The organism is Mesorhizobium sp. CNPSo 4671 (assembly GCF_057784245.1).
The window spans coordinates 418,551-431,213 of sequence record NZ_JBWLUW010000002.1 but is presented as its reverse complement, the minus strand read 5'-3'; the positions used below and the strand labels follow the sequence as shown (position 1 = coordinate 431,213).

General features: G+C 65.3%; 14 protein-coding genes. 3 read left to right on the top strand and 11 right to left on the bottom strand.

Annotated features, from left to right (window positions below; genetic code table 11):
* Window positions 1-6: 6 nt before the first annotated feature.
* The 7 genes from AC04SF_RS06460 to AC04SF_RS06430 form a co-directional block, all read right to left on the bottom strand.
* The gene (locus AC04SF_RS06460) at window positions 7-399 is read right to left on the bottom strand and encodes a VOC family protein (RefSeq protein ID WP_488477026.1); all 393 of its coding nucleotides are present in this window, start codon (window positions 397-399) and stop codon (window positions 7-9) included.
* Window positions 400-469: 70 nt separating this feature from the next.
* Window positions 470-901: an SRPBCC family protein gene (locus AC04SF_RS06455; RefSeq protein WP_488477025.1), complete on the bottom strand. Its 432-nt coding sequence runs from the start codon at window positions 899-901 to the stop codon at window positions 470-472.
* Window positions 898-1,221 carry an ArsR/SmtB family transcription factor gene (locus AC04SF_RS06450; RefSeq protein WP_096448610.1) on the bottom strand — a complete coding sequence of 108 codons (324 nt, stop codon included), beginning with the start codon at window positions 1,219-1,221 and terminating at the stop codon, window positions 898-900. Before AC04SF_RS06450 ends, AC04SF_RS06455 begins: the two co-directional genes overlap by 4 nt.
* Before the next feature lie 98 nt (window positions 1,222-1,319).
* On the bottom strand, window positions 1,320-2,051 hold the full coding sequence (locus AC04SF_RS06445) for a gamma-glutamylcyclotransferase (protein WP_488477024.1): 732 nt from the start codon (window positions 2,049-2,051) through the stop codon (window positions 1,320-1,322).
* 131 nt (window positions 2,052-2,182) lie between these two features.
* Window positions 2,183-2,704 (bottom strand): Hsp20/alpha crystallin family protein, encoded by a 522-nt coding sequence (locus AC04SF_RS06440; protein WP_488477023.1) that lies wholly within the window; start codon window positions 2,702-2,704, stop codon window positions 2,183-2,185.
* The gene (locus tag AC04SF_RS06435) at window positions 2,691-2,969 is read right to left on the bottom strand and encodes a hypothetical protein (RefSeq protein WP_488477022.1); all 279 of its coding nucleotides are present in this window, start codon (window positions 2,967-2,969) and stop codon (window positions 2,691-2,693) included. The genes AC04SF_RS06440 and AC04SF_RS06435 overlap by 14 nt, the downstream gene beginning before the upstream one ends.
* 349 nt (window positions 2,970-3,318) lie before the next feature.
* Window positions 3,319-4,227 (bottom strand): LysR family transcriptional regulator, encoded by a 909-nt coding sequence (locus AC04SF_RS06430; protein WP_488477021.1) that lies wholly within the window; start codon window positions 4,225-4,227, stop codon window positions 3,319-3,321.
* 97 nt (window positions 4,228-4,324) lie between these two features.
* On the opposite strand from AC04SF_RS06430, the gene AC04SF_RS06425 reads away from it, so the two are divergent.
* The 3 genes from AC04SF_RS06425 to AC04SF_RS06415 all read left to right on the top strand — a co-directional run bounded on the left by AC04SF_RS06425 (window position 4,325) and on the right by AC04SF_RS06415 (window position 8,844).
* Window positions 4,325-5,548 carry an MFS transporter gene (locus AC04SF_RS06425; RefSeq protein ID WP_488477020.1) on the top strand — a complete coding sequence of 408 codons (1,224 nt, stop codon included), beginning with the start codon at window positions 4,325-4,327 and terminating at the stop codon, window positions 5,546-5,548.
* A gap of 166 nt (window positions 5,549-5,714) precedes the next feature.
* The gene (locus AC04SF_RS06420) at window positions 5,715-6,407 is read left to right on the top strand and encodes a DUF2270 domain-containing protein (protein ID WP_488477019.1); all 693 of its coding nucleotides are present in this window, start codon (window positions 5,715-5,717) and stop codon (window positions 6,405-6,407) included.
* 103 nt (window positions 6,408-6,510) lie between these two features.
* Entirely contained in the window at window positions 6,511-8,844 is a 2,334-nt protein-coding gene (locus AC04SF_RS06415) for a cation:proton antiporter domain-containing protein (protein WP_488477018.1), read from the top strand.
* Between the two features lie 19 nt (window positions 8,845-8,863).
* Here the strand turns inward: AC04SF_RS06415 and AC04SF_RS06410 are convergent, their stop codons facing one another.
* The 4 genes from AC04SF_RS06410 to AC04SF_RS06395 form a co-directional block, all read right to left on the bottom strand.
* Window positions 8,864-9,007, bottom strand: coding sequence for a hypothetical protein (locus tag AC04SF_RS06410; protein WP_488477017.1), 144 nt, complete (start codon window positions 9,005-9,007; stop codon window positions 8,864-8,866).
* A 167-nt stretch (window positions 9,008-9,174) separates the two neighbouring features.
* Window positions 9,175-10,056 (bottom strand): ABC transporter permease, encoded by an 882-nt coding sequence (locus AC04SF_RS06405; protein ID WP_488477016.1) that lies wholly within the window; start codon window positions 10,054-10,056, stop codon window positions 9,175-9,177.
* A complete protein-coding gene (locus AC04SF_RS06400) occupies window positions 10,053-11,006 on the bottom strand; it encodes an ABC transporter permease (RefSeq protein ID WP_488477339.1) in 954 nt (317 codons plus the stop codon). The genes AC04SF_RS06405 and AC04SF_RS06400 overlap by 4 nt, the downstream gene beginning before the upstream one ends.
* A gap of 14 nt (window positions 11,007-11,020) precedes the next feature.
* Window positions 11,021-12,661: an ABC transporter substrate-binding protein gene (locus tag AC04SF_RS06395; RefSeq protein WP_488477015.1), complete on the bottom strand. Its 1,641-nt coding sequence runs from the start codon at window positions 12,659-12,661 to the stop codon at window positions 11,021-11,023.
* Window positions 12,662-12,663: the final 2 nt, after the last annotated feature.

Here is a 12,663-nt window from a genome sequence, read left to right as displayed (position 1 = left end):
GGCGCGCTACCAGCGCGCCAATTGTGTGATCTGGATGAGATTGCCGCAGCCATCGTTCAGCTTGGCGATGGTCGAGCCGGTCACCTCGGTCGGAGCCATGGCGAACGTGCCGCCGCGCGCCGTGATGCGCTCATGGTCGCCCTTGATATCGTCGGTGAAGAACATCACCGCCGGCTGGCCCTGCTCGAACATCGCCTGCTGATAGGCCTTGGCGGCCGGCTGGTTGTTGAGCGCCAATTGCAGCTCGGTGCCTTCGGGCTCGTCCGGCGAGGCGACCGTCAGCCAGCGGAACGGCCCGTTGCTGAAATCGGCCTTCTTGGTCAGGCCGAGCACGCCGGTGTAGAAGGCCAGCGCCTTCTCCTGGTCGTCGACATAGATGCTGGTCAGTTTGATCTTCATCGTCTTTCTCCATAGGTTTTGCTGGCGGGGAACCGCCCGGTGAAGTCAAGATTTGGGTTCGATCGGCCGGTCAGTCGGTCCGGTCGAGAAGCTGCTCCAGCTTCTCGAAGAATTGCGGCCAGCCGGTTCTGGCGCCGCCATAGGCGCGCCGCTGATCGGGTCGGAAGCCGGATTGTTCCATGCGCAGATGCGTTCCGGTTGGCATCGGGGTCAGCGTGAAGGTCACCACGCTCCTGAGATCGAAAGCCGGATCGGGGTGCGCGAGGTTCCAGGTGTAGGACAGCGTCTTGTTCGGCTCGACGGCCAATACTTCGCAGTCGAGCACGCCGCCCCAATCGGCGCTGATGTTGAAGCGGTGGCCGACAGCGGGCTTGAAATCGTTCTTCATCAGCCACTCCTCGATCAGATGCGGTTGCGTCAGCGCGCGCCAGAGTTTTTCCGGCGGATGGGAAATCTGCCGCTCGACGACGACAGTGCGGCTTTCAGTGGCACTATCGTTCACTGGTCCATCCTTTTGAGCAAATCCTCGAGATCGTCGAACCGGCTTTCCCAGAACCCGGCCATCTCACGTGTCCAGTCCATCAGCGGCGCCAGCGCGCCGAGCTGCGCGCTGTAATGCGTCTGGCGGCCTTCGTGGCGGTCGCGCACCAGCCCGGCCTGCTTCAGCAGGCCGAGATGCTTCGACACCGCCGGCTGCGAGACGCCGGACTGGCTGGTCAGCGCCCCCACCGTCTGCTCTCCCTGGCGGCACAGCCGTTCGAAGATCGCCCGCCTGGTCGGGTCGGCGAGCGTCCTGAAGAGCATGTCATGAGCGTCAGGCATGTCAGATCGATAACCCGTTGGCTATTGGTTAACGTATAACCACAGGGATATATGTTCGTCAAGAGGAAGATTGGGACGCCCCAAATACCTGCGGTCGGCTAGGTGCCGGCAAGAGTGCGCCCGATCTCCTGCGCCACCAGTTCCTGCAACTGCCACAGATTGCGGTCGCGTATGCCGCAGGCGTCGAGATGGCGGATCGTCTCGAACAGATATTGCGCGCCAGAGCCCCAGTGGCCGACGGCCCGGGACAAGGTCGCCGCGACCGCTTGCTTGTCGAGCTTGCCGGCATAACGCGGATTGGCGGGATCGACGACAAAGCCGAGCGCCCGGCCCTCCTCGCTCTCGGTCCTCACCCGCAGCCAGCGCGGCACGTTGACGGCGGGCAGGATGGTCATCTCGCGGCGCAGCAGCGCTTCCAGATTTTCGGCGACCGGCTCGGCGATCTCGAACACCATGCCCTGGCACTGGCCGCCACGGTCGAGCGCCATCATCAGGCCGGGCTGATCAAGCGTGCCGCGAAAGCGCTGCACCGTGAAGCAGAACGACCGGTGCCAGCCCCGCGCCACCGCGCGCTCGCCACCCCTCACCTCGCCCGCCGGCTTCCACAGCAGCGAACCATAGGCGAACAGCTTCAGCGGCCCGGCCGGCGCGCTGGCCAGGATCTCGTCGCGAAACCGCGCATAGTCGGCGTCCAGCATATAGACCATGCCCGGCGTCGGCCCGGCATCCTCGACCACCCGCATGGTCCGCGCCACCAGCGCCTCGGTCAGCGCCATCGGCGCCTCGCGCGGTGCGGACTTGCCCGATGCGGTGGAAATGGCCTTGCTCATCCTTGCGCTCCCAGCCCTGCCGCCATGATGCCGAAGGCTGGGGGATTCTCAAGAGGTCCGTGTGACCGGCGCGCGATCCGCCGGCAAATGCAGGGCGGGCGTGAGCGGCACGCCCGCCCTGCCGGTCTGCTCTAGTGCTTGGTGCTCTTGCCGCCGATGGGAATGCGCTTCGCCTTGCTCTGCGCCTTCTCGGACTTCGGCAAGCTCACGGACAATACGCCGTTGTGGAAATCGGCCGCGACCTTATCCTCCGCGACTTCGAATCCGATCGGGATGCGACGCTCGAAGCGGCCATAGAACCGCTCGGAGAACTGACGCTCCTTGTCGTCGGTTTCGGAGTGTTTTTCGCCGCGCAACGTCAGGACGCCGTCATCGAGCAACACCTCGATGTCCTTCTCCTCCATGCCGGGTATTTCGGCCGTCACGCGGATCTCCTTGTCCGTTTCGGAGATTTCCACGCTGGGCCAGCCACCGCCGGCCAAAGAGAACCTGCCCATGGACGGAAGCCGCGACTCGAAGCCGCGGAACATGTCGTCGACCAGGCGGCTCATCTCGCGATGCAGGCCCATGAACGGGTCCCGGTCGCCTTCGCGAAAGAGAGTCGGAGACTGGCTGGTGTCGCGGTTCCACGGCATGAGATCACGAATGGTCATTGCACTTTCTCCTTCCTGTTTCTGGTACGTTTGTATGCACTGCTTGCCATGCTCCGGAGGACAATGCGCCGTCTGAAGCCGGCATCGCTGCCGGCCCCTTCTGTGCTTGCTGTTTTCGCTCTGCTTCTGGTCCGATCGCCTCCGGCACGTCCTGCCCGAGTTCGACGGTCACAAGACCATCGCCCAGCGCGCCGCCGCCCATGAAGCTGGCGCGCGCGTCTGCACCGGCCCCATCTGGCGCCGGCATGGTCGATCTGGCGTTCATTGCGAGAGGGTCAAGACCTGGTAATGCAATGTGATCGTCGAATGCAAAGCGTGCCTAACGCCGCATGCACCCGGCGATATCTTCATAGGCTTGGTCAGCATTCGAAAACATGGGCTTGAACGACTGGCTGCACGGTGTGCGCGAGCGATAGCCGTTGCATTCGGCGATCGTTGCAACCGCCTGATTGGATTCAGGAATGTCGCGACGCTGGCTAAGGGCTTTTGGCTCAGGTTGAATCGTCCTGCCGTATCGGCTCCACAGTCCATCCGAGTTGATCCATGAAGCGCATGAATCGCGACACAACGGCATCGGCATCGCGCAGCTTGTCAACGCTGTGTGGCCGCCCAACTCACGACACCAGCGGCATCGGCACCTTCAGCCCGTCGATCAGCGCGTCGCGAAACAGCGCGATCGGGCGGCTGAGCCGCCCGGCCGGCGGGCGGTGCAGCAGCCAGGCGCGCACTTGCGGTTTGAAGTCGGGGCAGTCGATGACCTCCACCTTGTCGCGCCAGCGGCTGTCGGCGAAGGCGCCGGGCGTGACGATGCCGATGCCGTGGCCGCGCGCCACCAGCGACATTCTGAGGTCGACGCTGAGCGCCTCCACCCCGACCTGGAACGGCAGCCTTGCCGCCTCGAGACTCTGGCGGATGAAGGCGCGGAAACCGCAGCCGTTTTCGCTCATCACCCAGGCAAAGCGTGACAGTTCGGCAAGATTTGCCGGCCTCGGCACGCCGAGACCGGGCGACGCGACCAGCAGCACCGATTGCGTGCCGAGATCGTCGCAGACCAACTCGTCCGGCGGCGCCAGGCCTTCGGCGAGGCAAACGGCCACCGCGTCGAGTTCGCTGCGCGCCACCTGCTCCACCAGTCTTGGCGACCAACCTGAGGTGATGCGCAGCTCCAGCTGCGGAAAGGCGGCACGCAGACTGTCGAGCGGCAGCGCCAGTGCTGCATCGGAGAGATAGGGCATGATGCCCAGGCGGAACTCGCCCTTGACCTCGCCTTGCGGCGACACGCCGGCCTTCAAATCCTCCAGCGAGCGCAGCACCCGCCTGCCATGTTCATAGGCTTCGCGCCCGGAAGCCGTCGGCTTCAGCGGTTTCGACTGGCGGTCGAGCAGTGTCGTCGCCAGCCCGTCCTCGAGGTTCTGGATGCGGCGCGTGACGCCCGGCTGGGTGAGGTTGAGCCTGGCCGAGGCGCCGACGATCGAGCCGGTTTCGACCACCGCGATGAAGGCTTCGAGGTCATGGATGTTCATGCGCACCTCGCATAATCATTATCGAATTGATTGAATTGTAGCATGATAATGGCCTGGCATAAAGTCCTCTCACAATATGCGACTTATTGAGGACCCCATGCCCGACACCAATGACGGACAGCTGTGCGAGCGGCTGTCGGCCGGCACCATCAGCGGCCCGCAAACGCTGCTTTTTGCAGCCTCCACCGGCATCATCGTCACCAATCTGTTCGCGCCGCAGACGCTGGTCAGCTTGATCGGCCCGTCGCTCGGCGCCAGCGCCGCGAGCGTCGGCCTTGTCGCCATGGCTACGCTGCTCGGCTATGCCGCCGGCCTGTTCTTCCTGGTGCCGATGGCCGACCTTGCCGAGAACCGCGCCTTGATCCTGCGCATGCTGCTGGCGGCCGCCCTTGCGGCCGGCGTCGCCGCCTTCGCGCCCACCATCGCCTCGCTGCTGATCGTCCTGTTCGTCCTCGGTGCCGCCTGTTCGGCGATCCAGATCCTGGTGCCGATCGCCGCCTCGATGGCGCCGCCCGGCGAGGCCGGACGGGTCATCGGTGATGTGATGAGCGGGCTGATGATCGGCATCCTGCTGGCGCGGCCGCTGGCCAGCCTCGTCGCCGACGCCTGGGGCTGGCGCGCCTTCTACGGCCTCAGCGCCGGGGCACTCGTCCTGCTCGCCTGCGTGCTCGCCTTCACCTTGCCGCGACGCCGCCCGGAGGCGAAATCGTCCTATGGCGCGCTGATCGCGTCGCTGTTCGGCCTGCTGCGCGACGAGCCGGTGCTGCGGCGCCGGGCGCTTACGGCGGCCCTGGTGATGGCGGCGTTCAGCCTGTTCTGGACGGCGGTGGCCTTGCGCCTCGCAGAGCCGCCTTTCAGCCTTGGCCAGCGCGGCATTGCGCTGTTCGCGCTCGTCGGCGCCGGCGGCGCGGTGGTCACGCCGCTGTTCGGCCGCGCCGGCGATCAGGGCTGGACACGGTCCGCCACCATCTTCTGCCATCTCGTGCTGATCGGCGCGATGGCGCTCGCCGCCTGGGCCGGCGCCTTCCAGTCCGGAGCCTCATGGCAACCGCTTGTACTGATGGGCGCCAGCGCCGTGCTGCTCGACATCGGCGTCACAGGCGACCAGACGCTCGGCCGCCGCGCCGTCAACTTGCTTCAACCCCAGGCCCGCGGCCGCCTCAACGGCCTTTTCGTCGGCATCTTCTTCATCGGCGGCGCCATCGGCTCCTTGCTGGCCGGCATCGCCTGGAGCTGGGGCGGCTGGCCAGCGGTCTGCGCCATCGGCGCCGCCTTCGGCCTCGTCGCCCTGCTGGTCGACTGGACCGGCGGGCCGGAATAGGCACTCGCGGACCCGCGATCTTGCGACCCAGGCACGCCGCCACCGGGGCAGGATCGCCGCCGTCAGCGGGAGCGGGGCGAACAATCGGGCCATACGCCGTTCGCGGCATCTCGCCATAGGGAACAATGTTGCCGGCAAAGCGTTTTAATCCTTGCCGGAGGACGTCATGAACGATGCGTCGGCAAAACCCGTGGGGCCCATCCTTTCATCGACGGAACGTGTGAACACGCTGTCGCATTTTCACCGCGCCGAGATCGCCCGCATGGCGGGCTGGCGCGATCGCCTCGACAGGACCACGAACTGGGCGATCACCGTGGTGGCGGCGATGCTCTCGGTCTCCCTGTCGACGGCCAGTGCTCATCACGGCGTGCTGCTGTTCGCCATGTTGCTGATCCTGCTGCTTTTGTGGATCGAGGCACGCCGCTATCGGTTCTTCGACTTCTACCGGGCGCGCGTGCGCCAGTTCGAGCGCCACTATTTCGCGCAGATCTTCTCGCCACAGCCTGACTTCGCCTCGGATTGGCTGCTCATTGTCGGTGAAGGTCTGCGCGCGCCGAAGTTCCTGCTGTCGCACCGGGCCGCGCTGGCGCGCCGCCTGCGGCGGAATTACATCTATCTCTTCATGATCCTGCTGCTGGCCTGGGTGCTCAAAATAACGACGCCCAGCCTTCAGGCCGGGGGTGTCGGGACCGGGTTCGTCGGCTCGCTTCGCTATGCTGTCGACAGTGCCGCCCTTGGCCCCATTCCCGGTGTGGCAATCGTCATCGTCGTGGCGGCATTCTATACTTGGCTGTTCGCCATCGTCCTTTTCGCGTCCGGCGGCGACGGCGAACTCACCTTCGGTGACGTCCATGTCTGACATGGACGCCTGACATCGGCGTCTGACATCCGCGTCTGGCTGCAACGCAAATGCCAGCCATGCGTTGTCATGGTCAGTCCGCCGCGACGTTTTGAGGGAACCCATGAACCGGCAACTGGCAACGGCGTCAGGCCGCATCGCGGCCATTCTCGTGCTGGCTATCCTTGCCCTTGAACCGGCAAGTAACGCCTTCGCCGCGCAGCCGGCGGGCCATGCCTCGGGCATGGGCGGGTCGGCCGAAGGCCTGTTCGTCGCCGAGATCGTGCTTCTCCTGCTGGTTGGACGCGGTCTCGGCGAAATCTTCCAGCGCTACGGCCAGCCGGCGATCATGGGCCAGCTGATCGGGGGCATCCTGCTCGGACCTTCCCTTTTCGGTTTGATATGGCCTGACGCGCAGCACCAGATCTTCTCCAGCGATCCGGCGCAGAAGAGCATGATCGATGCCGTGTCACAGCTCGGCATACTGCTGCTCCTGCTCTTGACCGGCATGGAGACGGACCTGCGCCTGGTGCGCCGCGTGGGGGCAGCCTGTTTCTCGATCTCGATCACCGGCGTCGTCGTGCCCTTCGCCTGCGGCTTCGCTCTGGCGCAGTTCCTGCCGGACTCCCTGCTGCCCGACCCGAGGCAGCGCATTGTCGCCGGGCTGTTCCTCGGCACCGCGCTGTCGATTTCCTCCGTCAAGATCGTCGCCATGGTGGTGCGCGAGATGAACTTCATGCGCCGCAAGCTCGGCCAGGTCATCATCTCCTCGGCCATCATCGAGGACACGATCGGCTGGCTGATCATCGCCATCACCTTCGGCATCGCCACCAATGGCAGCCTGCAGGTTCTGCCGCTCATCACCACCGTGGCCGAGGTGGCGCTGTTCATGGTGCTTTCCCTTACCATCGGTCGCCGCCTGGTCTTCACGCTGATCCGTTGGAGCAACGACTCTTTCCGCAGCGAATATGCCGTCATCACTGTCATCCTCATCATCATGGGCGTGATGGCCATGATGACCAATCTGATCGGCGTCCACACGGTGCTCGGCGCCTTCGTCGCCGGCATACTGGTCGGCGAATCGCCGATCCTGTCCGATCACATCGAGAGCCAGTTGCGCGGCGTCATCACCGCCCTGTTCATGCCGGTGTTCTTCGGCATGGCCGGCCTGTCCGCGGACCTCACCGTGCTTGCCGACCCGACGCTGGCGCTGCTGACGCTGGCACTGGTCGCCATCGCGAGCGTCGGCAAATTTGGCGGCGCTTTCCTCGGCGGCCGGCTGGCCGGCATGTCGCTGAAGGAAGCCACCGCCGTCGGCAGCGCCATGAACGCCCGCGGCTCGACCGAGGTCATCGTCGCCAGCATCGGCCTGTCGATGAACATCCTGTCCCACAATCTGTTCACAATGATCGTCACTATGGCCGTCATCACCACGCTTGCCATGCCGCCCATGCTGCGCTGGGCGCTCGGCCGCCTGCCGGTTGAACACGCCGAGAAACAGCGCGTCGACCGCGAATTGCTCGACGAGCGCGGCTTCGTCTCCAGGCTGCAGCGCCTGCTGCTGCTGGTCGACGACAGCCCGGTCGGCAAGTTCACCGCCTATCTCGCAGGCCTGGTCGGCGGCGGCAGCGGCATGCCGACCACACTGCTTCATCTCCAGGACGGCAAGTTCGCCCGGCAGGCCGGCGACAAAGGTCCGGAGCGGGCGTCCAGGGAGGTCAAGAAAGGTGCCGCCCGAAGTGCAGAAGCCGTCAGCAAGGCTGAGGATACGCTTGTCGACAAGGTCCACCTCACAGCCCGCACCGAGCTTGAAGCGAGCACCGAGACAATTGCCGCGGAAGCCCGCAAGGGCTATGGGCTTCTGCTCGTCGGGCTGGAGAACACGCTGACCGAAAAAGGCACCTTCAGCGGCGCGCTGAAGAACATCAGCACTGGCTTCGACGGCCCTCTCTGCCTGGTGCTGAACGGCGCCAAGGCCAACGGAAAGATGCCCGTGCTGCGCGCCGGGACGACGATACTGGTCCCCGTCAACGGCACCGAGGTAGCACGCCGCGCCGCCGAATTCGCGCTGGCGCTGGCGCGGCCGCACCAGGCCCGCGTCAAGGTGCTCTATGTCTCGCAAGCCAGGCAAGGCAGCCGGTCGGGGTCGGTTTCGCACCGCCGGGAGGAAGCCGTGCTCAAGGATGTCGCCGATCTCGCAGACCGCTACGGCGTCGCCGTCGACACCGCGATCCGCACCCGGGCCACGGCCGACAGGGCGATCGCCAGGGAGGTGGCCAAAGGGGCCGCGATGGTGGTGATGGGGGTCAGCCAACGGCCGGGCGAGGATCTGTTCTTCGGCGACACCGCGACAGCGGTGCTCGCAGCAGTCGGCTGCCCGGTCGTGCTTCTGGCCAGCGAACGCGTCAAGCGGGTGGACGCCAACGCCGAGGACACGTTTGTCGAAATCGGTGCCTGATACCCTGAGCTATCGGAACCTAGATGCCGAAGAACTGCCTGCCGATCATGTATCCCAACGCCGCCACGACGAGCGGAAACAGCGCCGGCGCGGCCTTGCTCAAGAAGGACGTCCTTGTGTCCTTGGGCGGCATATAGCGTGCATTGCCGAGATTCTTGGTCATTGCGTACCCCGCGCCAAATCAATCAGTTTCGCGCATGTCGTTGTCCCAAACCGCTGCGCGGTTCCGGTCGACATGCATTAGAAGTTGCTCATTAACAGCATGGCCAAATTAACGGGTTGCAAAGAAATTCGATCGAATCGCCGGCTTTGCGTGGTGAAATTCGCAACTCATTTGTCGCTGTTCTCGAAGGCGCCGATGCCTTGCGCGATAAGGTTGGTGGCCATCACCAGCGAGATGATGGCGGCTGAATTGAACACCACCACCCACCATTTGCCGCCGGTGAGGAAGCCGTAGCCGTCGGCAATCGCCAGCCCCCAGTCGGCCGATGGCGGCTGGATGCCGAGGCCGAGGAAGCTCAGCGTCACGATCGAGAAGAAGGCGTAACCGAGCCGGGTGATGAGTTCGATCAGGATGGTTTCCCGCACATTGGGCAGGATTTCGAGGAACATGATCGCCAGCCGTCCTTCGCCGGCCAGCCGGGCGGCGCTGATGTAGTCGCGCTCGCGCTGTTCGCGCGCGGCGGTGCGCACGGTGCGCGCCACCAGCGGCGCGTAGGCAAGGCCGATCACCAGGATGACGGTGAGGTTGGACGGGCCGATCGCCACCAGCGCCATCGTAACCAGCAAGATGAAGGGCAGCGACATGACGGCATCGAGCAGCCGCGCGCCGACAGCATCGACTAGGCCGCCAAAGGTGCCGAGCACCAGGCCGATGATGCTGCCGGTGGTGACACCCGCCAGCGTCGCCAGCGGCGCCACCAGCAGGATGTCGCGCGAGCCGACGACGATGCGCGAAAGCACGTCGCGGCCGAGCTGGTCGGTGCCGAACCAGTGCACCGCGTCGGGCGGCGTCATCATCGACAGGAAATCCTCGGCATAGGGGTCGAACGGCACGAATTGCGTGCCGAACACAGCGCAGGCGATCCAGAACAGCAACACCACTGAGCCGATCACGGTCGACGGCGCCACATCAGGCAGAAGACCACGCAGCCGGCCGATCCAGGAGAGCCTGATATCGCCGCGCACGGGAGACTGGGCGAGATCGGTCATAGCGCGTTGCGCCGGCGCTGGCGCGGATCGAGCAGCGCCTGCAGCAGATCGCCGATCGCCGCCGTCGACACGAAGATCGCAGCCATCACCAGCACGCCGGCCTCGAGCATCGGGAAGTCGCGTGCCTTGGCCGCGCTCAGCACCAGATTGCCGAGGCCCTGAATGCCGAACAGCGCCTCGATCACCACCAGCCCGCCGAGCAGGAAGCCGCTCTGGGTGGCGATGACCGCCACCGTCGGCACCAGCGCGTTGCGCAGCACATGCTTGAACAGCACCTGCGAGGGGCTAAGGCCCTTTAGGATGGCGGTGCGCGTATAGTCCGCGCCGCGCGCCTCGATCACCCCTGCCCTGGTCATGCGCGCGACATAGCCGATCAGGTTCAGCACCAGCGGCAGCGCCGGCAGGATGAGGTGGTAGCTGGACGTCCAGAAGCCGGCCCCATCCGGCGCCGTCCCGGAAATCGGAAACCAGGCCAGCCACAGGCCGAAGACCATCAGCAGCAACAGGCCGGAGACGAAGTCGGGCACGATCGAGAGCGAGACCCCGGTCAGCACGATCAGCCTGTCGGCAAGGCTCCCCGAGCGCAGGCCCGCGACGACGCCGGCACCGATGCCGATCGGCACCAGGAACAAAAGCACGACGCCGGCCAGTGCCGCGGAATTCTTGATGCTCGACAGAACGAACGGCGCCACCGGCGCACGCATCGACAGCGAGTCGCCGAAATCCCCGGTGATCGCCTTGCTGAACCAGTGCCAGTACTGCGAGGGGATCGGCTGGTCGGTGCCGAGCTTGCGGTTGAGCTCGGCGACCGCCTGCGCATCGGCGAACGGGCCGAGCATGACGCGGCCGACATCGCCGGGCAGCACTTGCCCGGCGAGGAAGACCAGCGCGCTGACCAGCCATAGCGTCAAAAGCAGCGCGCCCGCGCGAGCCGCCAGGGGCCGCACGATCGCCATCGAGGCGATCACACGAACGACACCTTGTCGAGTAGCAGGTGCGAGATGGCGGTGAAGCGCACGCCCTCGACCTTCGAGGAGACGATGCGGCTGTATTGCGAGAAATAGCTGATGATCAGCGGCGTCTCGTCGAGCAGCAGGGTCTGGATCTTGCCGGCGGCGACGCGCTGCGCCTGCAGGTCTCGGGCCTTGCCATACTCGAGCAGCAGCGCGTCATAGTCCGGATTGTTGAAATGCGCCGCGTTCCAGGCGCCCGAGCTCTTCAGCGTCGCGTTGAGGAAGATGTCGGGCGTACCGCGATGGCCGAAATCGGTGATGCCGAGATTGGAATCCAGCCATGGCGAGCTGCCGAACGTCGCCGAGCCGTAATAGGCATCCTGCGGCAGCACGTTGAGCTTGATGTCGATGCCGGCCTTCTTGGCGAAGTTCTGGATGATCACGGCATAGTCGGGAATGTCGTAGGCGCGCTCGGTGGTCAGCGTCACCTCGAAGCCGTTGGGCACGCCGGCTTCGCCGAGCAGGCGCTTGGCTTCAGCGATGTCCTGCTTGCGCTGCGGCACCGCCGGATCGGCCGACGGGAAGATCGGCGCGAACGGCGTGTCGTTGCCGACGATGGCGCGGCCCTTGAGCAGGCCCTTGACCACGGCCTCGCGATCGATGGTCAGCGCCAGAGCACGGCGCACGCGCTTGTCGGTGAACGGCGCCTGGTCGGTTCGCAGATGCGCCGGATCATGCGAGCTGGCCTGCACGCTGAGCAGCTTGAAGTTCGGATTGCCTTCGATCGCCAGTTCCAGCCGCGTGGTGCTGGGGATGACGTCGAGCTGGCCGGCCTGCAGCGCCAGCACCTGCGCCTGCTCGTCGTCGAAGAACTTGATCTCGACACGGTCGGGCAGCGCCTTGTCGCCCCAATAGTCCGGGTTGCGCACGAATGTGGCGCCCTGTTTGGGGCGGAAGGATTCCAGCTTGAACGGACCGGTGCCGTTGAAATTCTTCTCGAAATCGCCGGCATAGTCGGCCGGCACGATGACGGCATTGTAGACGTCGGACGAGACATAGAACGGGAAGTTGCTGTTCGACTGGTCGAGATCGAAGGCGACGGTCTCGTCGTCGACGACCTTGGCGCCGCCCTTGGAGAGAATGCCCTTATAGGCCGACAGCGCGGACGAGCCGCTGGCCGGATCGACCAGCCGCTCGAAGCTCGCCACCACATCCTTGGCGGTGACGCTGCGGCCATCGTGGAACTTCACGCCGGGCCGCAGTTTGAAGGTCCAGCGCTTGGCCGTCTCGTCGGCTTCCCACGACAAAGCAAGCTTAGGCTGCAGCCCATCCTTGGGATCGTCGAGGATCAGATATTCGCCGACCTGGCTGAGCACGCCGATGCTGGCCGGGTCGGTCACCGTGACGGGATCGATCGCCTTGGTCGGCTGGCCGAGACCGACGCGGACCGTGCCGCCACCGGCTCCTGCCGCGCGTGCCGCGCGTGGCGTGAAGAGCCCGTGCGAGGCGGCAAAGCCGGTGAGACCGAGAAGTGCTGCGTATTTCAGGAGATCGCGGCGCTTGAGGAAGCCTTGCGCATATTCGTCGACCGCAACATTCCAGATGTCACCGGACTGGTTGCGCAGCAAATCGATGTCGGAACGTTTCGTCATTG